Origin of the sequence: Paraglaciecola algarum (assembly GCF_021532655.1) — a bacterium.
GTDB classification, from domain to species: domain Bacteria; phylum Pseudomonadota; class Gammaproteobacteria; order Enterobacterales; family Alteromonadaceae; genus Paraglaciecola; species Paraglaciecola algarum.
In genome coordinates this window covers 258,532-282,888 of record NZ_JAKGAS010000006.1, presented here as the reverse complement: position 1 = coordinate 282,888, position 24,357 = coordinate 258,532, and the positions used below count along the sequence as shown (strand labels likewise).

The window sequence follows — 24,357 nt, the reverse complement described above, 5'->3', positions numbered from 1 at the left end:
CTTTTTATTTGGGAATAATATGAAAAAGCTCTATTGGGTACCGCTGTTAACCTTCTTGCTACTTATAGGATGTGGCCCGCAATCTAATCGAGAACAATCGGCCAATACCAGCTCAAAAGCACCGATTGAAATTAAAGTTGTGCTAGTGACTATGTTTGAAATTGGTGAAGATCAGGGTGATAAACCCGGTGAATTTCAATTATGGAAAGCTGGCCAAAAACTAGATACTTGCCTACCTTTTGATACGTCATTTCATGACATTTGCCTTAACCAAGAAACTGGCGTTCTGGGCATTGTCACTGGTATGGGTATTTCTCGCGCTACAGCGGCAATTATGGCACTAGGTTTAGATCCAAGGTTTGATCTTACCCAAGCTTATTGGTTAGTAGCCGGTATAGCAGGTGTTGATCCAGCTGATGCATCAATAGGTTCAGCAGCTTGGGCAACCTATTTAGTAGATGGAGACCTAGCCCATGAAATTGATGCACGAGAAATCCCAAAAGAATGGAATAGTGGTTATTTTCCCTTGTTTGCTAACCATCCAGTTAAGCTAGGAGAGACAGCAAAAACCGGTGAACTATCAAAAAATGGTGAAGTATTTAAGCTTAATGAAGATTTAGTCAACTGGGCCTATAACTTAACTAAGGACACCCCTCTCAATGATTATCCAGCTATGCAAACTTTGCGTAACCAATATACCCAACAGCCGAATGCACAAAAACCACCATTCGTGTTAAAGGGTGACCAAATGTCTGCTTCAACCTTTTGGCATGGCGATATGTTAAATCAATGGGCAAATGATTGGACTTATTATTGGACACAAGGTAAGGGAAATTTTGTCATGTCCGGAATGGAAGATTCAGGAGCCTTTCAAGCAATGACATATTTGCACAATGCTAAAAAGGCAGATAAAAACCGATTTTTAGTATTACGCACCGCTAGTAATTACGCTACGCCGCCAGCGGATATGACAGCCGCACAAAACCTAGCCAATGAAAGTGGCGAAGAAGGGTTTGTTGGTATGCGTTCTGCACTAGAATCAGCATATTTAGTCGGTAGTAAAGTCGTAGACACTATTGTTGCTAATTGGGATACAGTTAAATCCACCCTTCCCTATGAATCAAATAAGATTAAGACTTCCATTGGCCAAACAGTCCCTAAACAATTAGTCATCCCTCTACTAACCGAGGTGAAAGCACAGAATAGAGATATTACCCGAGCCGAATTAATTGCATCATTAGAATTACAAGGGCATGTTGAAGGTGGTTATTTTAAGCAAACGTCTAAGGCCAATCATAGGGAAAAAATAAATACTGATAATGGGCCAAGAACCACTATGACCAGCATCTATTACCTTTTGACAGCAGATTCTCCCATTGGCCATTTTCATATGAATCAGTCGGATATCATGCACTTTTTTCATAAAGGTGACCCAATTACTTATTATTTAATCGACACAGCAGGAAATTTAACCACTACTGTTTTAGGACCTGATCCGCGTAAAGGACATAAAATGCAAATGATGGTTAAAGGCGGCACTTGGAAAGCGTCTAAAATCCCCACAGACCAAGAGTACGGTTACGGGTTAATTGGTGAAGCTGTCTCACCTGGATTTGAATACGCTGATATGCAATTGGGTAAAACAGACAAGCTGATCAGATTATTTCCCCAACATAAACTACTAATTAATCAACTCAGTCGTTAGTTTTTAAAGTAACATAAGCCACTCATTAAATAAAATATAGAGGTTAACATGCCTAGGTTTCTGCGATTAACAACGTTTATATGTTTGTGCATCATCAGTATTAGTGCGTATACACAAGACAAAAAACCATTACGTTTCGACTTTGTGAACCAACAAATATCAGCCCAAAAACTGGATGAACTAAAGGCGATTACCACTCCTGAGATGGTTGCAGCTCAAGCTGAGTACTACCGAAAACTATACCAAGCGCTAGTCACTAGTGGGTTTAGTAAAGATGAAGCATTAAAAATCGTTATTGCTAAAGCTTCAGCAAAATAAGTCAGACATTAGGTTTGCACCAAGAATACCCAAAACAGACACTTATTTTGTGCAATGAGTAGCCTTAAGTAAAAGTAAAACTTGCTAAGTTAGCTGAAATAAGTGGTTAACTAGCGATATTTGTCAGGTATGACAGTCTGATAAATCAAATTTCAAAATCATGACTAATTGGTCGAGATTTTGCAGGTGAGTAACCAGTAATAATAAAAATCAAAAATAAGAGCTTTGCATGTCCAACTTTTTAGATCGAATTTTTAAACTTCAGGAACACGGCACAAACCTTAAAACTGAATTTATCGCAGGTTTAACCACCTTTGCTGCCATGTCATATGTGTTGGTTGTTAACCCTAGCATTTTAAGTGCAGGTGGTGTGCCAATAGAAGGATTAATAACCGTCACCGCAATAGCTGCTTGTCTAGGTACTTTGTTGATGGCTGTAATGACCAACTACCCAGTAGCTATGGCCCCTGGTATGGGGTTAAATGCGTTTTTTGCATTTACTATTTGTCTAACCCGAGAGATCCCTTGGGATGCAGCATTAGGGATTGTATTTTGGAATGGCATTATATTTTTAATATTGTCCCTTACTGGTGTGAGAACAAAAATTGCTGAAGCCATTCCTGCTGCACTAAAAATAGGGGTGCAATGCGGTATTGGCTTGTTTATCGCTTTTATTGGCCTCAAAAATGCGGGCTTAGTAGTGCATCACCCAGCGACATTTGTCACCATAGGTGACTTATCTGCTCCAGCAACTATGTTAGCCCTGATCGGAATTTTACTGACAATTGTTCTAGTGATTAAGAAGGTAACTGGCGCCATTTTAATTTCCGTTATTGTGTTGACTATAATAGGTACCTTTATTCCTGTAGGTGATGGTTACCTTACACAACACACAAGTGACATAGTCGGTATGCCGGATAGTATTAGTACTACCTTTATGGCTATGGACATTATGTACCCTATTCGCCATTTCTCTGAAACTTGGGATCTCATTTTTGCTTTATTATTTGTTAACATGTTCGACACTATAGGTACCTTAATTGGGGTCTCACGTCGCGCTAATTTACTCGATAAAAACGGTAAATTACCAAAAATGGGTAAAGCTATGAACGCAGATGCAGCAGCCAGCGTGATTGGTGCAGCAGTTGGAACCTCACCTGTGACATCTTATGTTGAATCAGCAGCTGGGGTATCAGCAGGAGGCCGCACTGGACTCACTTCTGTGGTCGTGGCTATTTGTTTTTTATTGGCGTTGTTCTTAACACCTGTGATGAAAGTCATTCCACTTATGGCAACCACCCCTGCGTTAATCATGGTGGGAATTTTAATGATGGATTCAATAAAACAATTAGACTTTGATGATTTAACCTCCTTGGCCACAGCCACTGTAGCACTGATAGCTATGCCGCTTACTTTTAGTATCAGTGAAGGTATCGCACTAGGGTTTATTACTTATGTCGGCATAAAGATTGGTACTGGAAAATTTAAGCAAGTTACCGTCATTACCTATCTGATGGCAGCTGTGTTTGTTTTACGATATTTGTTAGATCTCAAGTAGACTTAGTTGTTAATAAATCGAGCTCTGACACTCCAAATTTAACGGTACTCGTTGGGTACCGTTAAGCCACAACCATTTAAAATTAATGAGATTAACTCTTTCGTGGCATTTTTATAAGCAGCCTTATCAAATTTCTTACCTTTTAGCACCGTTATTTGCGCAGAGAAATCAGCGTAATGTTGCGAAGTTGCCCAAATATTAAACAATAGACAATATGGGTCTTTCACACTTATTTTGCCTGCCTCAATCCAGCTTTGAATAACGGCCACTCGTCCATTCATCCACTCAATTTGACCAGTATAGAACTCGTCTAAATTAGGCGCATTATTAATGATTTCTAAAGCAAAAATTTTAGAGGCGTATGGGCGTGTGCGGGATATTTCCATTTTATCGGTTATATATTGCGCTAATACTGCTGCCGGATCGTCCTCAGCTGTAGCTGAGTCAAATTGCCCATTCCAGATACGTAAAATTTCGTCCAAAACAGCAACATATAATACTTCTTTAGATTTAAAATAATACAATACATTGGTTTTGGGTAACCCAGCCCTATCTGCAACCGATTGGACTCTAGCACCTTTAAAGCCATTTAAGGCAAATTCTTTCTCTGCAGCGTTTAAAATTTTATTGCGATTTTGCGCACCAATACTTACTTCGTTATCTTTCAATTTTATACTGCTTATAAATGTATGTTTTTAACAGATAGGCTTAACCTAAGGGGCTGACTCTACAAATTATCATTGCTGGATGGACTTTACTAGATGAATAACTAATCAATTAGAAGCTTTGATATTAAGCAGTTCAAATTTACAAGTTAACACCATAAAAACAATCACGCTAAAAACAAGCTACTGTTTAGTCAACAATTCTGGTGTAATAAAGCTCAAACTACTATTTGGTAAAATACATGTACGGCATTTTTAAACCCGCTCCTCACATTGAACGTTTACCTAAAGATAAGCTAGACCAAGACTATAAACGTCTTCGTTGGCGGGTGTTTATTGGAATTTTTGTCGGTTATGCTGGTTATTATTTAGTACGTAAAAACTTTTCATTGGCCATGCCTTTTTTAATAGAAGAGCAAGGATTCACTAAAGGTCAATTAGGTCTAGCCCTATCCGCTGTTTCAATCGCTTATGGCTTGAGTAAATTTTTAATGGGCAGTGTGTCAGATAGAAGTAATCCAAGATACTTTTTAATGACAGGGCTATTAGTTTCTTCTGCTGTAATGTTCCTTTTTGGTTTTACTTCTTGGGCCACACAAAGTGTCGCTAGTATTTTTATACTTTTGTTTATAAACGGTTGGGCTCAGGGTATGGGCTGGCCAGCCTGTGGCAGGACTATGGTTCATTGGTATTCGGGTAACGAACGTGGCAGAACCGTATCTTTCTGGAATATCGCTCACAATCTTGGCGGAGGCTTAATTGGCCCTTTATTTATCCTGGGTATGGCTTGGTTTAATGATTGGCATAGTGCCTTTTATGTGCCAGCGGCCGTCGCCACTTTAATCGCTGGTTTTATATTTTTAACTATGAAGGATACCCCCCAATCATGTGGCTTACCCTCGATTGAAGAATACCGTAAGGATTACCCAAAAGACTATGATAAAAACTTCGAAGTAGAATTTAGCGCTAAACAAATATTTTTTACATACGTTCTTAACAATAAATTACTTTGGTTCATTGCAGTCGCCAATGCATTTGTTTATTTGATCCGATACGGTGTTTTAGACTGGGCACCAACTTACTTATACGAAGTAAAAGATTTCACCATTAATAAAAGTTCTTGGGCATATTTTCTCTACGAATGGGCTGGTATACCTGGCACCTTATTATGCGGTTATATAAGTGACGCTTGGTTTAAAGGTCGACGAGCGCCAGCTGCTATTTTATATATGGTATTGGTATTGATTGCGATTCTAATCTATTGGTTTAATCCTGCTGGCAATCCATACATAGATATAGCAGCTTTGATGGCAATCGGTTTTTTAATCTACGGACCTGTCATGTTAATTGGTTTGTTTGCTCTTGAATTGGTGCCAAAAAAAGCAGCTGGAACGGCTGCGGGATTAACTGGCTTATTCGGCTATTTGGGCGGAGCGGTAATTGCCAACATTGCTTTGGGGTATACGGTTGATCACTTTGGCTGGGATGGTGGTTTTATATTATTAGTGGGTGGATGTGTTTTCGCCATATTACTGATCACTATGACCTTAAAACATGAAGTAGCACACGAAAGTAATGAAGAACATGTGGCATAAACTAATAAACAAAGAACCCGCATTAATGCGGGCTCTTTTTAACTTCTATTACATCACAAACAACAGATTTAAGTGATCACACACAACTTTTGATATAACTCATTATCTAAAATCGCGCCTTTATGCTGAACCACTTGACCTGCAACATGGGCTGCAAGTTTTACAGCGCTTTCACAGCTACTACCATCAATTCGTTTGGCTAAGTAGGTACCGGCAAAAGAGTCTCCAGCCGCTGTAGAATCAATTTGCACTGGTGCCGGTGTAAAAGGCAAATGTGTATCTAGTTGGCAATCTATATAGACAAAAGTGCCGAGTCCACCACATTTAATCACCAGTTCTTGGGTTGAATATTGTTTGAAATATGCAACCATTTGCTCATGATCTTGATGACCAAACATAACTTGATGATCTTCTAAACCTGGCAGAATTAGATCACACAAAGCATACGCTTTCTCAATCCAGATAGTGGCATGTTCTAAGGAATCCCATAGTCTTGGCCTATAATTCGGATCAAACGCAATTTTACAGCCTAAATTTTTCATTTCGGCCACAAAGTCCATAAACTTAGCTTTATCTTGCTCAGGTAAAACCGCTAAAGTTATGCCACTAAAATATAAGATTTGGTAGTTTGCTGCTTGAGTCTTAATTTTTTCTAAATCCAGATAAGACATCATCTGACTGGCAGCCGAACCTTTACGCCAATAGGAAAAACTTCTTTCTCCAGTATTATCTGTATGAATTGCGTAAATACCCACCTCAGCTTGATCGGTTTCAGCGATTAAGCTGCAATCAATGCCCTGTTGTTGCCAATTAGACTTCATTAATTGGCTATAGGGATCCGTTCCAATTGCAGATACAAAACTAATTTTACTATCCGCTAAACAACGTTTAGCGTAAACCGCACTATTATATGTATCCCCAGCGAAAGAACGTTGTAGATCACCATTCTTGGCACTACTTAATTCCATCATACACTCGCCTAGAATGAGTAAATTTTTTGACATTATTTTAATGATCCCCACGGAATATTTTTAGTTGTTAGTACTGGTAATAAGTTTTGATAGGCTTGGGTTAGCGCCCCAATAAAAGTCTTGTCTTTAGACAAAGATTTGCCAAAAACCTCTTCCATTGTTAAAAACAGTTTCACGTCATGCTCTGCATCGTCATTACACTGACCCGCTATACTTAACATGTTTACTGCTAATGGATCCACCAGTTCCTGTTTTTCAATAAAACGTTTACGAGCAAACAAACACCAAGCCGCTACCGCAGTGCTTAGTTGGGCAATGGGATTTCCATCAACAATGTTTTGTTGAATAATAGGTAAAATCCGCATAGGTAATTTTTGCGAACCATCCCAAGCAATTTGACTTAATAAATGGCGAATAGCGGGATTCTGGAAACGCTTCAAAATATCAGCACTGTACTGAGCTACATCTAACTCTTTGGGTGGCGTAAAAGATGGAACTATTTCTTGCTCTATCATAGATTTAACAAAACTGACCAAGCCTTCTTGCTGCATAGCATCATGCACTGTTTCAATATCAGCCAGTACACCTAAATAGGCCATACTTGAGTGAGGGCAATTTAATAAACGCAATTTGGCGTTTTCAAAACCAGCAACATCAGTGGTAAAAGTCACGCCAGCTTCTTTCCATGCTGGTTTATCCTCTGGTAAACAATCTTCAACGACCCATTGTACGAATGACTCTCGCTTTATCGGCCAGTTATCTTTAATCAATAACTCCGAACTTACCTGCTCTCTTAGTGCATCATCTGTTGCCGGGGTGATTGAATCAACCATTGAACAAGGGCATATTAACTTATCATCTAACCAAGCGGCTAAGGACGCATCTTTTTGCTTTGCATATTGTATTAGTGCATTGCGTAATTTTTTACCATTATCGGTAACATTGTCACAACTCATGGCACAAAATGGCTCCAGACCAGCCGCTTTACGTGTACCCAAGGCTTCGACTAAAACACCTATGGTTGAACAAGCTTGTTGATTTCCGGCTAAATCTTGTTTGATGTTGTCATTGTCTAGATCCAAATTACCTTCGCTATTTAAACAATAGCCTTTTTCGGTAATTGTCATGGTGACATATTTAGTGTCAGCTGATGACAAACGAGCTTGTAATTCTGTGTATTGCTCCTTGGCTATTAATACTTCTTGAATTGAACCAATGATTTCATAAGAGGTTTGTGCATCTAACACTGCAACGGTATAAAGTCCGTCTTGGGGATTTAAGGCATCAGCTACGCCTGGAGAACGCATAGATACACAGGAAATCCCCCAATCTCCCCCCGCCATTTGTAAAGCAGTATGTGTATACCAAGATTGGTGCCCTCTAAAAAACGCACCGGGGCCAATGTGCACTATGCCAATTTTTGGAACATCTGCACCCATGCGGTAATCAGGAACTTGCTTGCCTGAAGCTTTTAAAGTTTTTAATGCGCTTAAATTTAGTTGGATCACAGGATAAATTTTCCTTAGAAAAGTAATTAAACAGTTGTTGCCCTGAGAATACTGCCACATGGTTGATAACAAGGCATTGTCGCCTAAAAAGATTAGATCAGCTTAGCTAATAACAGCATTAGTACATTTTATATATACTCTTAAATTTGTCATATATAAATATAATTTTACTTATTGCAAAACATAAAATGTTACAGATATCTTTCCAGCATAATGATTTCGGTTTAAACAATTTTATCAATTAAAATACCCATTACGAAAATAACTAAGGGTTATATATATAAAGGAAATTTAAACTCAAATAGAAATTACTACTTTTACCTGTAAAAAACAATGGAATTATATGTCGTTTAACTTTATAGTGTAACTGTTAAATTTAGGTTAACTGACGATTAAGAGTACATATGAAACCAATACAATTTAAGTCTATAAAAACACTTGCTGCGCTGACTGTCGCAGTTACGCTCTATGGTTGCGGTGGCGATAAAACAGCAACTCCATTAGCTAAAGAAACGGCACCGGTAAAGCTCGATAAAGCAGCTAAATTGGCAGAAATTCATCAAGTAGCCAATCAAGGGCCATATAAAGCCAACTTCGAATCCTTTACTCAGTACCAGATTCCAGACTGGTATCAAGATGCTAAGTTCGGCATATTCATCCATTGGGGGGTGTATTCTGTTCCCGCTTTTAATGGCGAGTGGTATCCACGTAAAATGTATAACCCTGAAAATAGTGAATATAATCACCATAAAGAAAAATATGGCGCTCAAACAGAATTTGGATACAAAGACTTCGTCCCGATGTTTAAAGCAGAGAAATTCAATGCTGATGAATGGTTAAAGATCATTGCTGACTCTGGGGCAAAATACATAGTTCCCGTGGCTGAGCATCACGATGGATTCTCAATGTACGATAATTCATATACCCGCTGGGATTCTGTGGAAATGGGGCCGAAGCGTGACATTATCCAAGAGTTGAAAGACGCAACTAGCAAAACAGATATTCATTTTGGATTATCTAGTCATCGAGCCGAAAACTGGTGGTTCTTTGATGGTGGTCGTACTGCCCCTTCAGATGTTCAGAATGATGAATATCGCGACCTATACGGCCCAGCAGTCAGTCGTGAGACGTCTGAAGCTGGCGAAACACCACCTAGCCAAGAATTTATGGACGATTGGTTACTACGTACTGTAGAGATTGTCGATAAATATGAGCCAGAATTAATTTGGTTTGACTGGTGGATGGCTTCAGAACCTTTCCACAAACACGTTGAAACCTTTACTGGTTATTATTACAACAAAGGTATTAACTGGAAAAACATGCCAGCTTTAAACTATAAAGAGCATCATGAAATGCGCTCCTTTATTCCTGGTTCAGCTGTACTGGATATTGAAAGGGGTGGCATGACAAATATTCATCCACATTTCTGGCAAACAGATACTTCTGTGTCAACGTCTTCATGGGGTTATGTCACTAATCATAAATATCGTAACGCCAACTCTTTAGTTGACGACATGATAGATATAATTAGTAAAAATGGTTCCTTGTTACTGAATATAGGACCTAAGCCAGACGGCACCATTCCTGAAGAAGAAATCAAGTTATTAAGTGAAATAGGCACTTGGTTAAAACTTAACGGTGAAGCCATTTACAATACTCGTCCTTGGGAAGTGTATGGTGAAGGTGAAACCTATGTGCCGGACGGTAAAAACTCTAATGATGCTGAGAAAAACCGTAAAGACTTTAACAGTAGCGATATTCGTTTTACTAAAAATGGCGAAACACTATATGCCACTATGTTAGCTTGGCCTGGTGACGGTAAGGAAATCACTATTCACTCAATAAATGCGAAAAATTATCCGCATAAAATAAGCAATATCGCTTTGATTGGTCATCAAGCAGAAGTTAAATTTGTACAAACAGATGATAACTTGAAGGTAACGTTACCAGCAGGCTCTCCATCGAAACACGCACAAGTGTTAAAAATTACTTACTAAATATTAACCAGCCTTTGCAACGAGAGCCGCATTAATTTGCGGCTTTTTTGTTGAAATTGAGCGACATCTACTAGTTATTTCACTTACAATAACTGTTGTTTTTATTTTTATGGACGCTTTATTGAACGCTCAAATGTCTAAAATAATTAGTAAAATTAAGCATTTCTGTTGGTTATTCTTAACCCCTTTAGCCTTATTTATCGGGCTAGTTTTTACCCTACAAATCCACCACCCTGCGCTAGATATTATTTTTCTTAACTTGAATTGGCTGATTTATCTATGTATCGCCTTAAGTAGTGTTATAGCGCTATTTTTTGGTCAAAGTAGATTGGTGTATGCATGTTTTATCTTGTTATATTTAACACCAGTCGCAGGGCCTTTTTTAGGTCCTGATGTTGGTTATCTAACTATTAAATATATTTTTATCCAACTGGCTTTTACCCATCTAATTTTCAGCCGAGATAAAGGTTTTTCACCTTTAAACACCGTTATTTCATTGGTATTTTTAGGCGTAATTTGGTTAATCAGCTTTTTTGCGGTTCCGCAATTAAATCCTATAGTAGATGCTTGGTATTCTGCGCCAGGAAACTTACTTTTAGAACTGTCTCGCTCTTTTGACTATGTAATCGGTCCACTTGAGTTCGTCATACTTTGTTTTACTTTGACACTGTGTTTATTACGTTTTATTTGGCTAACAACCAATACCCACAATGCATTGTTTAGCTGTATTGTAATAACTGGGTTTATCCAGTTTTCAAATAACACTCAAATCATGCAATTAGGTGTGGTGTTTCTATCTTTGCTTATTGGATATTCTGTTATTAGAGATAGCTTTACCATGGCTTTTAAAGATGAACTTACTGGCATTCCCTCTAGGCGCGCGATGATGCAATATGTACAGACTTTAGGCCGAAAATACTCAGTTGTTATGTCAGATATTGATCATTTTAAAAAGTTTAATGACACCTATGGCCATGATGTGGGAGATGAAGTATTAAAATTAGTGGCCAGTAAACTTAACAAGGTAACAGGTGGTGGCAAAACCTTTCGTTTTGGTGGAGAAGAATTTGTGATTATCTTTCCTCGTAAAAATGCCAATGAAGTATTGCCATTTGTAGAGGTGGTTCGACAGGTTATAGCTGATTACGACATTGCTCTTAGAACCAAACCTAGACCTGCTAAAGCGCCTAAAGCAAGTAATAAAAAAGGGGGGCTTAAACAGCCTGCAAAAGAAAAAATTGTAAAAGTCACCTCAAGTTTTGGTGTTGCCCAAAGAACGAAAGGGTCCCCAGAATTTACTCAGGTTATGAAACAAGCCGATCTAGCTTTATACGCGGCAAAAAAAGCCGGGAGAAATTGTGTAAAAGTGGCCAAACAATGAACAAAACTAAATTAGGCATAAAAAAGGAACCAGCTTTAGGGCATAAAAAATTACTGGTTTTGGGTTACGTGTGGCCTGAACCCAACTCATCTGCAGCCGGTAGCCATATGTTAAGCTTGATTCAGTTTTTTCTAAATCAAGGGTATCAAATTACCTATGCCAGCCCTGCCCAACGAGGTGAGCATAAAATTGATTTAACTCAGCTAGGTGTTGAAGAAGTGCCTATCCAGCTTAACTCCTGTAGTTTTGACGAGCTCCTTATAACTCTAAACCCAGACACAGTATTGTTCGATAGGTTTATGTTAGAAGAACAATTCGGCTGGCGCGTAACTAAACATTGCCCGAATGCTATTAAGATATTAGATACCGAGGATCTGCATTGTCTTCGCCAAGCACGACAAGCGGCTTTCAAACGTCATCAAAAGCATAAGGATCGGCCTTTTACTTTAGATGATTTGCACTGTGATGTAGCCAAAAGAGAAATCGCCGCAATATTCAGGTGTGATCTAACCTTAGTGATTTCTGATTATGAAATTGACTTGTTACAAGAACATTTTAAGGTACCTGAGCAATTATTGTTTCATTGTCCATTTATGTTAGAGATGAATACGCATTCAGCTTCTGGCATCGATTACCAAGATAGGCAGTATTTTATTAGCATTGGAAATTTCAGACACGAACCCAACTGGGATGCTGTGTTATGGCTAAAACAAAGCATATGGCCATTAATTAGACAACAACTACCAAAAGCAGAATTACACATTTATGGGGCCTACCCGCCCCCCAAAGCCACACAGTTACACAATCCAAAGCAAGGCTTTCTGGTAAAAGGTTGGGCTGAAGATGCTAAACAAGTAATGGAAAACGCTAAAGTTTGTTTAGCGCCACTTAGGTTTGGAGCAGGCATTAAAGGAAAATTAGCCGAAGCCATGTGGTGTGGCACCCCAAATGTCACCACCAATCTTGGTATGGAGGGCATGCACATGGGGAAGCCTTGGCCTGGATACATAACGGAATTAACTCACAGTATTGACCTAAAACAACATGCTAAAGATTTTGCTGTAAAGGCCGTTGAGTTATATCAAAACCAAACCAGCTGGCAGCAATATCAATCTCTAGGTTATGAGTTATTAATCGCAAATTTTGATAAGGAACTGATCCAACAAAAATTAGCCTCAAGGTTAAATAGCATAGGTTTAGGGCTTATTAAACATAGAAACGACAACTTTATAGGCCAAATGTTACAACACCATCACCTCAAGAGTACCCAATATATGTCGCAATGGATAGAAGCTAAAAACAAACTAATTTAAAAGATCAACACGCTCTAGTTTAGGATGTGTTGACATCACTAAGCTAAATGCATTTTAATAAATAAACAAACCTACATAAGGAAGTTAATTGTGAAAAAAGTACTTATTGCATTCGCTGTGATATTAGTTGTTGTTATTGGTTTTATTTTTATGGGACTGTCAGAACTTGATGGTTTAATACGTGAGCAAATAGAAGTTCAAGGTAGTAAAGCAACCCAAACAAGTGTCTCAGTAGAAAAGGTAGAAACCAAACTATCTGAGGCGAAAGCAAGCATCACAGGGCTTAAAATTGCTAACCCAAAAGGTTATTCCGCTGAAAATGCTTTTAGTCTGGATGTCGTAAGGTTAGAGCTGGGTACCTCAACCAAAGAGCCTTATGTTATCGAAGAGTTTTTGATCGATAGCCCTACTGTATTATACGAAGTCGATAAACAAGGAAAAGCCAACCTAAGTGTAATCCAGCAAAATATTCAGTCAGCCTTGCCGAAATCCACTACACCAGCTACTGAACAAAAAGATGCACAAGCCACGCCGCTTATGAGTGTTATCAAAATTACCGTAAAAAATGTAAAACTTAAACTTAATATTGAAGCCATGGATTTATCCGAACTGCCTTTAAATAAGCGACAGTTTGAACTAACTCTGCCCACCTTCTATGCAGATTCAATTGGTATTCCCGATGGTATTCCGGCTGATCAAGTTGGCGCAGCGATTGTCGATGCAATGTTAGATAATTTAATTAAAGAAGGTAAAAACAAGATTAAAGCGCTTTTCAAAGAAGAGGCTAAAGCTAAGGCCAAAGAAAAGTTAGAGGAAGAAAAAGATAAACTTAAAGAAAAGGCTAAAGAGAAACTAAAAGGCCTGTTTGGTGGTAATTAACTAAGCCCAAAGAAACCTGTCAGAAGTTTTAAAAAAGTACACCTAACCCCTGACAGGTTTTTAATTTGTCTATCAAATCAGTTTAGTTTAGGCGTGGCATCTTTCCAATCAGCCCAATTCAGTACTATATGATCCACTACCTGACTACCAACCAATACTATATTCTCAACGGTTTCGGCAAAGCCTCCGGCGGTTTCTCCAGGTGCTGGATCTAGGTGTGCTAAAGTCGATTCATTTGGGTGGCCTTGATCAAAATTTACTGCACCTCTTAAACTCATAATTCGACTAGTACCATGTAATCGATCAATGACTTGGGTGATAGCTGCGGCTTCCATTTCAGTGATCACATAATCATCGGCACCATACAATTCACTTATGTATTGAGCTTCTTTAGACAAGCCTGGACCATGAAAAAATGTATCCCCTGTGAAATGTGTACCAAAGGTGATTTTGGGTTTACGCCTTGCATTTTTGTCAGGATATCGCGTTCGGTAAGCTTGTGCGCTGGGTGAATCTTTTAGTTGTACATTAGCGCTTAGCTGTTTCGTCCATCTAACTAAATTTGTATCGAGTTGGTAACTGCGTATGTTTTCGTACCCTTTACGGGGCATAAAAGTGGGTTTCCCCGCTTCTGCTTCTTCAGGCTTCCATCGATGGCCGAGGTCATAGTCTACTAACCAAGTGCCCCAACTCACATCAGCAATAGTGCCTTGTGATGGTGGCGTGCCCCCTACTCCATTTAACACAAAATAGCTCTGTGCAAAGTCAAAATGTTGATTTAATAAAATAGCTTGCATCGACGCCGAGGATGCAACTTTTCCCATACCTAAAACTGAGCCACATACTCCATCTTTGTTACAAAAAACGGGATTAACTGCTCCTGTAACCTGAATAGGTTTGGTTTCTTTAAAGTAAGTTAAGTACCAATGTTGAAACTCACCCGCTTTATCTCCTTGATTTTCGCTAATTTCAAACATAGCGGCAACAAACACCTTCACTTTGATTTTGGGTTCAGCCGCGTGAGCATTAAAAATGCCTACTATTAAAAGCAGCGAATACAACAATATTTTTCTCACAAAAATATACTCCTAGATGGGTAACTAATTAAATTTAATGGCTGCTTGTTTTAACAGGTTTTGAAATTTATCAGGATCAAATGTTAGAGGTAATTGCACCAATTTATCACCATTATCGTCGAGAACTAATAAGGTTGGAAAGCCGCTGACATCAAATTTTTGCATAAAAGCCTCACCCTGCTCTGAGTCATATTCAATGCGGGTAAACACATATGATTGATTAATCACACCTTTGACTTCTGGTTGACTTAACACTTGTTTATCTAGTTTACGGCAACTAGGACACCAGACGGCAGATAAATCAGCTAGCACCAAACGTTCGGTAGATTTAGCAGTTTGTACTGCTTCACTTAAATTCAAATCACCCAACCCAGTTTCTTCATAAGCTGAGGCACCTAAATAGCTTTGTACTAAACGATTAGCAACCATCACAACCAATACCAATAGTAGTATTTTAACTAGACTCAATAGCTTTTTGTTAGTGGTAACTGAAGTGATCCAATTCTGTCTATCTTTCATATTTAGCCTTTTTTACAAACGTTTAATTAGGTGATGGTTACCATTACTTTCTATGACTAACTTATGACCCGTTTACTAAGCAAAACTTTCGAATTTTATCAAATACTGCAGCTAAACCATTTCCTCTTGATTCACTTAAGTGGCGAGATAAACCTAAGGATGCAAGATATTCGGTTAAATCAAAAGACAAAATTACGCAAGACTGTTGATGGTTTAATACTTCAAATATTACTGCTAACAAACCTCTGACTATTTTACTTGGTGAATCACCTACCAATAAAACTTTATTGTCACTTAACTCACATTTGACCCAAACCTGACTTTCGCAACCAAACACTTCTGTGTCTGGGGTTTTATCAAGATCAGCTAAACGTTGTAAGCCTTTACCCGCCAACATGAGTTGCCTGTAGGTATTATCCCAACCTTTGGCTGCTTTTAAGCTTTTAGCGATTAAGCCTAAAGTTAAATTATTATTGACTGATGTTGTTTGCTCAGACTCTATTAGCACTTCTGGAGTTGGGCTTGAGTCTGAGTCTAGGCCTGGATCTAAAAGTATTGAAATAGACTGTTTTAGCGCTTTTTCGAAAAAGTCTAACTCTTGTACTGTGTTGTAACAGGACAAAGAAACTCGCAACACACCTTCAATGCCTAAAGCATTTATCAAAGGCATTGCACAATGATGGCCTACTCGAACGGCAATATTATGCTCATCTAGCATCACAGCTAAATCATAAACATTCACACCTTCTAGCGTGAAAGACTGTAGACAAATTGTGTTGTCGGTATCACCCCACAACTTTACTTGAGGTATACCTGTTAATATTTGAATTAATCTTTTGTACAGTTGTTCTTCAACAGTTTCTATCTGGTTAATATCGTTTTGAATAAACTTAACGGCTTCTGCTAACCCCAACACGCCACCGATATTTGGGGTGCCTGCTTCAAACTTTAATGGACTTGGTTGAAAGCTTGTCCCTTGACTAAAACTCACAGTTTTAACCATTTCACCACCTAATTGGTAAGGGGGTAACTGTTCTAATATTCCTAGCTTTGCGTACAAAACGCCTATGCCTGTTGGTCCATACATTTTGTGCCCACTAAATACATAAAAATCACAATCTAATTCAGCTACATTAATGGGCATATGGGCTACAGCTTGGGTACCATCAATAACAGTTAGCGCCTTGTTAGCTTTAGCACGTTCAATTAATGGTTTTATAGGGTTGATATTACCTAACGCGTTTGAAACCTGTGCAATACAGATCACAGCAGTGTTTTCTGAAATAAGCTGTAGTGACTCTTCGAGTTTTAGCACACCGTTTTTGTCTACCGGCATCACCTTAATTTGAAAACCTAAGGTATTACACAGCGCTTGCCAAGGCACTATATTTGAGTGATGTTCAGAGGCTGCTATTAGGATTTCACTTCCTTTATTGTCTAACAGGTCACTTCTAGTTAGGCAGTTAGCAATAAGATTTAAGCTATCAGTGGCGCCTTTTGTCCAAATGATTTCTGCAGGACTGTTTGCTTTAATAAATGTCTGAACATCACATCTTGTTTGTTCAAATTGAGCTGTCACCTGTGTCGCTGCTTTGTAACTGGAGCGATGAACATTAGCAGTGTTGAATTGATAATATTGATTTTGAGCCTGAATAACACTGTCTAGTTTTAAACTAGTCGCGGCACTATCAAAGTAGATTAAACTTTGGTTTTGTTCAGAGGAAAAAAATGGAAATAAATCTCTAAGACTTGTTATGCTCATTTAAATTGGAATACCTAACACTAAGTGTTTTAATTTAATAAAGTTGACCTTTATCCTTGCTTGGAATTATATGCTTTTAATTTTGTAATTAATTCTACTAAACGAATTATTTTCAGATTAGATAACTGACGATAATCAAAATAAGGGCATACAATAAGGTTTTGGTCTACATCTATGGCAAAATCGTTATCTAACTGATTAATCGGCTGAAACAGGCTAAGTGAATTAGCGTAAGTCTTACCCATTATTATGTGTATGTCTTGGGCCTGACTTTGATTAAGTATAGGAGGCGAAAATAGTAGCGCTGTATTTGAGTTTTGCTGTAATAAACATTGATCACGATAATCCTGCCAACATTTATATTTAGTGACATCCATAAACTTTGGGCTATTTAACGCAAACACTAACTTAGCATATACATTAAACACTTTTCGCCAACCGTTCCCGCAAGCCTGTCCAATGGCATAAATTTCACCTTGAGTTACAGGGTGTACTACATCAGTATGCGGAAGGTTTTTAAATTGTGGGCGATTCGCTATATAAACTTTAAAATGGGCTAGTGGATCGCCCAATCCATACACCTTAGGCATAGTGGGTTTTAGTTAACAAATTATTTTTTATTTTCAAGTTCAGCTAAATCTTCGTCAATACATTCTGCTAGTTCTTGTGCTTCAAGAATTATTCCCTCTTCATCTTCACCTAATGGAAAAACCAAAACCAAGGTATTGTTTTTCTGCATGCCAGGTAACCACATTTCGCACCACTGAGAAAACTCAATTTGTTTAGGCTGACAGTCAGGAAAGTCCTCTTTGACCCAAGAGGTTGCAAATTCTTCATGGGGCCAAATTGGCATACAAGTATCTTCATCCGCCTTAACCATGACCCACCCATTGGCGCCAAACAAGCCCCAAAGACTTTGGTCTTCAATCATTTTAGTTAACGCATATTCAAATCTTTGTTCGGGTAACATTTTGCTTAAATCGAGAAAATCTTTTGCTGATACTGTACTCATAACTACTTCTTATCATTCTTTAAAATTTGGCTTCCTATATAAAATTTATTTTATTACGAAGACTTAAATAAAGCACTTGTTTATTCGAACTAAATTCACTGCAGGATATAGTCACTATTGGGTGAATTCACGTTTAAGTAATGAATACACAGCGTGATCAACAAAGCTGTCGTATAGCCATTCACGCTGGCGTAAATTTGCTTCAAAGGTAAACCCCAAACGTTCTGGGATCGCTCTGCTTTTTAGGTTGTTTACGGCGCAGTGTATTTCTACTTTATTTAACTCTAGGTCTTTAAAACCGTAGTCTAATAAGGTGTTAACCACTGAAGTAATAATGCCTTTTCCACAATATGCTTGGGCTAACCAATAGCCTATTTCAGCAGACTTATTAGCAAAATCAAACTTATTAAAGCCTGCTATGCCTACTAATTGAGTTTGATAGAACACACCAAAACTAGAAGACTCTTGGTTGTTGTGTCGATAAATACAGGTTTCGATAAATGTTTGAGAGTCTGAGCTGGTTTTTACTAAGTCTAACCAAGACAACCATTGCTTAAGATATTCTCTATTTTGTTCGATGACTGTAAATAATGTAACGTGATCTTCTGGGGTGAATAATCGAATTGTTATGTTAGGTGACACATTAATTTTCATGTTTAAAGAGACTCAAATAGAAGTTAGCTTTACAATGCCAAATTGATACATAAATTAAAGCTATAACTGCGGTAACCATATTGACGACTTACAATTCTGTATTAAGACTTAGATCAAAACAACTCCTTCAATCCACCCGAGCATTTAAAGCAAGAGGTTTTAAGGTTAAACGATGCGAGTTTTGTTTAATTCCACAAACTGAATGTATATGTTCGCAACGCCCCAAGATTAGTAGCCAATGTGCATTTTGTTTATTGATGTACAAAGATGAATATTACAAACCAAGTAATACAGGCAGGATCATCGCTGATGTGATCCCAGACAACCACGCATTTTTATGGCACAGAGTTACACCCGAACCTGCATTCTTAAATTTATTACAACACCCAGATTACGCACCAATTGTGGTATTTCCCCATGAATATGCTCAACCAGAAAAATGTATAGATTCACCTTTAGACTTACCTGCCGTTCAAAAAGGCAAAACCCCGCTATTTATCATGTTAGATGGAACTTGGCGTGAAGCTAAAAAAATGTTTAAAAGCCCTAGCTTGGCAAAATTACCTGTTTTAGGCATACAACCTCAAAGTACCTCAAATTATCGGTTAAGAGAAGCTGCACAAGACCATCAATTATGCACAGCAGAGGTGGCTATCGAAATTCTAAGACTAGCTAATGATCACCTTGCAGCAAATGCACTAGCTAAATACTTTGAAGTGTTTAGAGAGGCTTATATAGTCGGTAAACCTCACCTCAAATAATACCTTCCGACAAAACTTGTACTCAAGGTTTTATAATTGGGGCATAACCCAATCCACAATATCTTTACTTAAATCATTCAAACATTTATGCGTTGCATCACATACCGACATACCGTATGTGCCCATATCTAATACGCTAGAACTGCCCGGTGATACTTGATTAATAGTTAAAATAGCGCAGCTATGTTTAGCTAATACAGTTCCACCTTGTTCGCTGCCTTTAATTAACCCTACAGTCACTTTCATAGCCGGTAGCACATTGTTTTCATTGTTAGCACCAAAGTTAAAGCCTTTTTTCCCCAAGGATAAGGAATCAATCTCAATGGCTAAAACAGCCGCATCTGATTTTGCAATAGAATCCCCCGTGCCAACTGTAGTAATGACCAAGTTTTGTTGTTTACCGCGAGACACTATGTCTTTGACTAGATACTTGTCTACTTCGCAAGGTAATTCTTTTTGGTTGTAATTATAACCTTCTACATTAAAACCTAGATCTCTATTTAAATAGATCTCTTTGTCTTGAGCGAAGGCACTAGAAGCTAATAAATACATACTTAATACTGATGCTAAAGAATAGACTTTCATTTTACTCTCCAAAAATTCATTAAGGTTAACTTGTCCGCATAAACTATATATCACCCAACTAGGAATGGGTGTACCAAGCAGAAACCCTTTGCTGACCTTTTTCTTACCATTTAATTACATATAAAAATCAATTAGTTATGACAATTTAAAAATTAACCTTAGGTTGCATTTATACTAGCTTGTATTGCAAAATTAGTGGATAGTAAAAAGTAAACCATAACCTAAAGTAACAGGTTAAGGTTTGGTTAATTTAACGAGGCGATATTTTTGCAAAAAGATACACACTCTCGATTCAATGATGAAAAACTACAGGCTTTTATGTTAGGTCCTGTTTTGGTTTGCCCAGCAAAAAATCAAATCAAAATTAATCAGCTAACCATTAAAGTTCAGCCCAAAGCTATGTCAGTGCTCAATTATCTAGCCTGCCATCACGACAGAGTCATTAGTAGTGAAGAGCTCATTGACGTGTTATGGGTGGGTCGAATTGTGACTCAGAACTCAGTGCAAAAAAGTATTAATACCCTTAGAAAATTACTTGCCAAATACTTTCCCCAACAAACTGTGATTGAGAACTATTCCAAAAAAGGTTATCAGTTAAAAATTAGCCCTGTTTTCCAAGAAATCAGCACACAAGAAGGTGGCACCTTTAATGTAAAAGCCAATAGTGTAAAACCCAGTAGAACAAAGGTTAAGCAAATAAGTATTGTTACTTTTTGCGGTTTACTGTTATTTGCTGTTGTCGCTTATTTTTGGACATCAATCAATCAACAGCAGCTATTCAAAAATCATAAAACAACTTTCAACGGTACTAAGATATTTAGCCACCAATTGATTTTGGCAAACTTAATCTCTCCTCATCCAAATAATAACGATCTTGCGTATGTCAAAGGTCAAGAAGTCAATAATCAGACACAAACCGACAATCAATCTTTGCAGACTCTATTAATTAAAAATCAAAGTCTAGTTGATGACTGGCGACTAGCGACTAGCAAAGGACAATGGTTACACTTGGCGTGGTCACCTAATGGCAAACATCTTGTAGCTATTGAGCAACAGGAAAAGGATTTACAACCTAATCCTAGGCAATTTTATGTTCAGGAGCCTGCTTTATATACCATTCATATTTTCACTCTAAATTTGTCAACAAGAAAACTAGAAGAAAAGCAATTACTTAGCCAATGGCATGGCAGGATCAATAGTGTAACTTGGTTAGATAACCGAGAATTTGAGTTTCTAGCGACACAAGGCGAAAGTACGACCTTTCAACGATTTAGCTACACTCCTAACAACCAGATCTTAAATATAGTTGAGCCTTCTCCTCACTCTCCACTGCCCCTTTACTCAGCATCTCACAATAATATTTTGGCGTTAGTTAGCACCCATAAAAAAGGCAGTAAAATTGATTTTATCGATAGTCAACAACAGCTTATATTATCTAAATTAGTAAATTTTGAAGTTCAGGATTTGAGTTGGATTCCCGATGGGTCTGGGGTGTTATTGTCCAATAAACAAAACCCCAATTTAGTCACGGTTTATTTAGATGGGGATGATCAATCTATTCGTTTAGACAAAACAGCCACAGATGAAATACGATTTGCACGCTATAGCCCTGATGGAACCACTATTTATTTTTCTAAGGTTAAACAATCCCCAAAGCTAACCTTTATTAGTATAACTGGCACAAATATTAACCAAGAAGCTGTCACAATTAGTGGCTTCAACGGCTTAATTATGAACAAAAACAAAGGCTTAGTTTATGTGAAAAGTGTTACTAATAAACAACAAGTATGGGCAAAAACTTCAAGCTCACCAGAAAACCGCACACATGAAAAACTATTAACTGAGATGACTAGTTCAGCAATAACAGATTTAATTGAAGTACAAGATCAAGGCTTAGTATTTAAATCAGCATCCAACATTTATTATTTTGACCTAAAAACTAATAATAATCAGTTACTACTTGCCGACGCCAACAAGCTTAGCCCTATTTATTTTGATCTCTTAAGCAACCAATTAATCGCAATAGGTGAAGTAGCACAAGCAAAAAATATTTGGCGTATAGATTTAAATCAAAACGTACGTAAGCAACTCACGTTTGGCGCTATAGGTTCAACTATCACTGACGCACAAAACATTTACTTTCAATACATTGGCCAAAAAGGGTTGTGGAAGCTAAATGCGAGATCTTTAAATTTAGCCAAAATCAATATTAGTTTAGCAATTAATAGCAAACTATTAGCGGTTGATGAGAAAGCTGTATATTTTGTTACTGGCAGTCAATGTAATGAATCTGATATTTTTTACCAAGAGTTTAATAATCAAAATGCAATTACCTACTTAAACAGACAAACAAACTATGTTTCAACGCTTAGTTTTTCTCCAAATCAAGGGGTACTGACTAAAGATTGTATTACCCCACCTTCTTCAATTAGTGTTTTACACTAAGGCCTGTTTATTTCAAATTTGCAATCACATAATCTATGAAACAGCGAACTTTAGATGGCATATGTTTTCTGCTTGGATAAACCAAATATACTTCAATTTGTTGTTTTTTAAACGATTTAAACAATTCAACTAGCTTTCCCTGCTGGATTTCGTCACTTAAATTAAATGTTGGCATTTGGGTGATACCTTTACCGGCGATACACATTGCAATTTCCATCTCAGCACTATTAGTTAAAATATGGCTATCCACCTTTACAGAAATATTGCTGCCATCTAAATCAATAAACTCCCATAAATTTGGATGTTTAAGATTACTGTAACTAATCGTTTTATGGTGAATTAAATCAGCAGGATGTTGAGGTGTACCAAACCTATCGAGATAATCAGGCGAAGCTATCACTAATGAGTGAGACTTTAAGACACAGCGACTAATTAAACTTGAATCGTCTAATTTTCGTGATGCTCTAATCGCTAAATCAAAACCTTCGGAAACAATGTCCACCTTACGGTCATTTAACTCTAACTCGATATTCACTTTTGGATAAACGACCATAAACTCGGATATTAAGGGCCTAAGTTTTGACAAACCTAAACTAACAGGACAACTTATTTTAAGTGTACCTTTAGGCTCATCTTGCGAGCCAAATAATGCTCCAGTGGCTTGTCGAGTATCATCTACTATCTTTTGACATCTAAAATAAAACGCCTGCCCTTCAGCTGTTAATCCTAAATTACGCGTGGTTCTATTTAGTAGGCGTACACCGACTTTTTCTTCAAGTTTATTTAGCTGTTTACTTATATAAGAGGTCGAATGACCCGTAGCAATCGCAGCTTTAGTAAAACTACCTTCATCCACAAGGATCACGAATATAGCGATACCGTCAAACAATGAGGCATCAAAAGAGCGTTCATAAACCATCAAACATCACCACGCTGAGAGTTGATTAGAAGTTATATGGAAATAATAATTATCCATTATACATATATATCACCCAATAAAGACTAGATATAATTTAACTAATTCATTCAAGGAGCCAATTAATGAAATTATTAGCATTTGCAGCATCAAATAGTACAAAGTCGATTAACAAGGCATTAGCAACATACGCCGCTTGCTTAAGTGATGAGAAAGTTGAAGTTCTGGATCTTAACGATTATGAAATGCCGATTTATAGTTCAGACAGAGAAAATGAATCAGGGATACCGCAATTAGCCAAAGATTTCTTCGACAAAATAGGCCAAGCCGACGCCATCATTATTTCGTTTGCCGAACATAATGGTTCGTATTCAGCAGCGTTTAAAAATGTCTTTGATTGGGTATCGCGTTTTGAAAGAAACTTATATCAAAATAAGCCCATGTTGCTACTAGCAAGTTCTCCAGGTCCTGGCGGCGCAAAGAACGTTTTAGATTCAGCGGTGACATCAGCTCCATATTTTGCCGGTGAGGTAAAAGGAAGTTTATCTGTGCCTAACTTCTTCGACGTTTTTGATATGGATACTGGTAAAATGACCGATCAAGCACTTAACAAAAGCTTAGTAAATCTAGTGGATAAATTAATTCGGTAAATCAAAAACATAATAGTTAACTGTAGCAAAATCTGGAAACATGACCACATTTAAAAATAGTCAAGATAATAACCAATCAATGAGTTA

General features: G+C 37.7%; 22 protein-coding genes. 11 read left to right on the top strand and 11 right to left on the bottom strand.

The features are described from left to right. The first annotated feature begins 19 nt into the window (after positions 1–19). The 3 genes from L0668_RS12760 (at position 20) to L0668_RS12750 (ending at position 3,581) form a co-directional block, all read left to right on the top strand. Positions 20–1,705 (top strand): cupin domain-containing protein, encoded by a 1,686-nt coding sequence (locus L0668_RS12760; RefSeq protein WP_235313023.1) that lies wholly within the window; start codon positions 20–22, stop codon positions 1,703–1,705. Between the two features lie 48 nt (positions 1,706–1,753). Next, positions 1,754–2,023, top strand: coding sequence for a hypothetical protein (locus L0668_RS12755; protein ID WP_235313022.1), 270 nt, complete (start codon positions 1,754–1,756; stop codon positions 2,021–2,023). A 229-nt stretch (positions 2,024–2,252) separates the two neighbouring features. Continuing rightward, positions 2,253–3,581 carry an NCS2 family permease gene (locus tag L0668_RS12750; protein ID WP_235313021.1) on the top strand — a complete coding sequence of 443 codons (1,329 nt, stop codon included), beginning with the start codon at positions 2,253–2,255 and terminating at the stop codon, positions 3,579–3,581. Between the two features lie 38 nt (positions 3,582–3,619). Here L0668_RS12750 and L0668_RS12745 read toward each other — a convergent pair whose 3' ends face one another. Then, on the bottom strand, positions 3,620–4,249 hold the full coding sequence (locus L0668_RS12745; RefSeq protein WP_235313020.1) for a TetR/AcrR family transcriptional regulator: 630 nt from the start codon (positions 4,247–4,249) through the stop codon (positions 3,620–3,622). Positions 4,250–4,488: 239 nt separating this feature from the next. Here L0668_RS12745 and glpT point away from each other — a divergent pair, with 239 nt between their 5' ends. After that, the gene (gene glpT, locus L0668_RS12740) at positions 4,489–5,841 is read left to right on the top strand and encodes a glycerol-3-phosphate transporter (protein WP_235313019.1); all 1,353 of its coding nucleotides are present in this window, start codon (positions 4,489–4,491) and stop codon (positions 5,839–5,841) included. Positions 5,842–5,909: 68 nt separating this feature from the next. Here glpT and L0668_RS12735 read toward each other — a convergent pair whose 3' ends face one another. Both L0668_RS12735 and L0668_RS12730 read right to left on the bottom strand, forming a co-directional pair. Next, on the bottom strand, positions 5,910–6,845 hold the full coding sequence (locus tag L0668_RS12735; RefSeq protein WP_235313018.1) for a sugar kinase: 936 nt from the start codon (positions 6,843–6,845) through the stop codon (positions 5,910–5,912). Further along, a complete protein-coding gene (locus tag L0668_RS12730; RefSeq protein WP_235313017.1) occupies positions 6,845–8,320 on the bottom strand; it encodes a mannitol dehydrogenase family protein in 1,476 nt (491 codons plus the stop codon). The genes L0668_RS12735 and L0668_RS12730 overlap by 1 nt, the downstream gene beginning before the upstream one ends. Before the next feature lie 404 nt (positions 8,321–8,724). Between L0668_RS12730 and L0668_RS12725 the strand changes: the two genes are divergently transcribed. The 4 genes from L0668_RS12725 to L0668_RS12710 all read left to right on the top strand — a co-directional run bounded on the left by L0668_RS12725 (position 8,725) and on the right by L0668_RS12710 (position 13,890). Further along, positions 8,725–10,317 (top strand): alpha-L-fucosidase, encoded by a 1,593-nt coding sequence (locus L0668_RS12725; RefSeq protein ID WP_235313016.1) that lies wholly within the window; start codon positions 8,725–8,727, stop codon positions 10,315–10,317. Between the two features lie 133 nt (positions 10,318–10,450). After that, a complete protein-coding gene (locus tag L0668_RS12720) occupies positions 10,451–11,698 on the top strand; it encodes a sensor domain-containing diguanylate cyclase (protein ID WP_235313015.1) in 1,248 nt (415 codons plus the stop codon). Beyond that, positions 11,695–13,011 carry a glycosyltransferase gene (locus tag L0668_RS12715; RefSeq protein ID WP_235313014.1) on the top strand — a complete coding sequence of 439 codons (1,317 nt, stop codon included), beginning with the start codon at positions 11,695–11,697 and terminating at the stop codon, positions 13,009–13,011. Before L0668_RS12720 ends, L0668_RS12715 begins: the two co-directional genes overlap by 4 nt. A gap of 90 nt (positions 13,012–13,101) precedes the next feature. Beyond that, positions 13,102–13,890, top strand: coding sequence for a DUF748 domain-containing protein (locus L0668_RS12710; RefSeq protein WP_235313013.1), 789 nt, complete (start codon positions 13,102–13,104; stop codon positions 13,888–13,890). Positions 13,891–13,967: 77 nt separating this feature from the next. Here the strand turns inward: L0668_RS12710 and L0668_RS12705 are convergent, their stop codons facing one another. The 6 genes from L0668_RS12705 to L0668_RS12680 all read right to left on the bottom strand — a co-directional run bounded on the left by L0668_RS12705 (position 13,968) and on the right by L0668_RS12680 (position 18,913). After that, positions 13,968–14,966, bottom strand: a complete 999-nt coding sequence (locus L0668_RS12705; RefSeq protein WP_370659898.1) for a purine-nucleoside phosphorylase — start codon at positions 14,964–14,966, stop codon at positions 13,968–13,970. A 24-nt stretch (positions 14,967–14,990) separates the two neighbouring features. Next, positions 14,991–15,485: a thioredoxin family protein gene (locus tag L0668_RS12700; RefSeq protein ID WP_235313012.1), complete on the bottom strand. Its 495-nt coding sequence runs from the start codon at positions 15,483–15,485 to the stop codon at positions 14,991–14,993. A 61-nt stretch (positions 15,486–15,546) separates the two neighbouring features. Beyond that, a complete protein-coding gene (locus L0668_RS12695; RefSeq protein WP_235313011.1) occupies positions 15,547–17,247 on the bottom strand; it encodes an aminotransferase class V-fold PLP-dependent enzyme in 1,701 nt (566 codons plus the stop codon). Between the two features lie 50 nt (positions 17,248–17,297). Further along, positions 17,298–17,837 (bottom strand): DUF6942 family protein, encoded by a 540-nt coding sequence (locus tag L0668_RS12690; protein WP_441295206.1) that lies wholly within the window; start codon positions 17,835–17,837, stop codon positions 17,298–17,300. Between the two features lie 20 nt (positions 17,838–17,857). Then, positions 17,858–18,259 carry a DUF2750 domain-containing protein gene (locus L0668_RS12685; protein WP_235313010.1) on the bottom strand — a complete coding sequence of 134 codons (402 nt, stop codon included), beginning with the start codon at positions 18,257–18,259 and terminating at the stop codon, positions 17,858–17,860. 114 nt (positions 18,260–18,373) lie between these two features. After that, positions 18,374–18,913, bottom strand: a complete 540-nt coding sequence (locus tag L0668_RS12680) for a GNAT family N-acetyltransferase (protein ID WP_235313009.1) — start codon at positions 18,911–18,913, stop codon at positions 18,374–18,376. Between the two features lie 80 nt (positions 18,914–18,993). Between L0668_RS12680 and L0668_RS12675 the strand changes: the two genes are divergently transcribed. After that, positions 18,994–19,674: a tRNA-uridine aminocarboxypropyltransferase gene (locus L0668_RS12675; RefSeq protein WP_235313008.1), complete on the top strand. Its 681-nt coding sequence runs from the start codon at positions 18,994–18,996 to the stop codon at positions 19,672–19,674. Positions 19,675–19,704: 30 nt separating this feature from the next. Here L0668_RS12675 and L0668_RS12670 read toward each other — a convergent pair whose 3' ends face one another. Next, positions 19,705–20,259, bottom strand: coding sequence for a hypothetical protein (locus L0668_RS12670; protein WP_235313007.1), 555 nt, complete (start codon positions 20,257–20,259; stop codon positions 19,705–19,707). 267 nt (positions 20,260–20,526) lie between these two features. On the opposite strand from L0668_RS12670, the gene L0668_RS12665 reads away from it, so the two are divergent. Then, positions 20,527–22,704: a winged helix-turn-helix domain-containing protein gene (locus tag L0668_RS12665; protein ID WP_235313006.1), complete on the top strand. Its 2,178-nt coding sequence runs from the start codon at positions 20,527–20,529 to the stop codon at positions 22,702–22,704. Positions 22,705–22,711: 7 nt separating this feature from the next. On the opposite strand, the gene L0668_RS12660 is transcribed toward L0668_RS12665, so the two are convergent. Further along, positions 22,712–23,623: a LysR family transcriptional regulator gene (locus tag L0668_RS12660; RefSeq protein ID WP_235313005.1), complete on the bottom strand. Its 912-nt coding sequence runs from the start codon at positions 23,621–23,623 to the stop codon at positions 22,712–22,714. 122 nt (positions 23,624–23,745) lie between these two features. Here L0668_RS12660 and L0668_RS12655 point away from each other — a divergent pair, with 122 nt between their 5' ends. Further along, positions 23,746–24,270: an NADPH-dependent FMN reductase gene (locus L0668_RS12655; RefSeq protein WP_235313004.1), complete on the top strand. Its 525-nt coding sequence runs from the start codon at positions 23,746–23,748 to the stop codon at positions 24,268–24,270. Positions 24,271–24,357 lie beyond the last annotated feature (87 nt).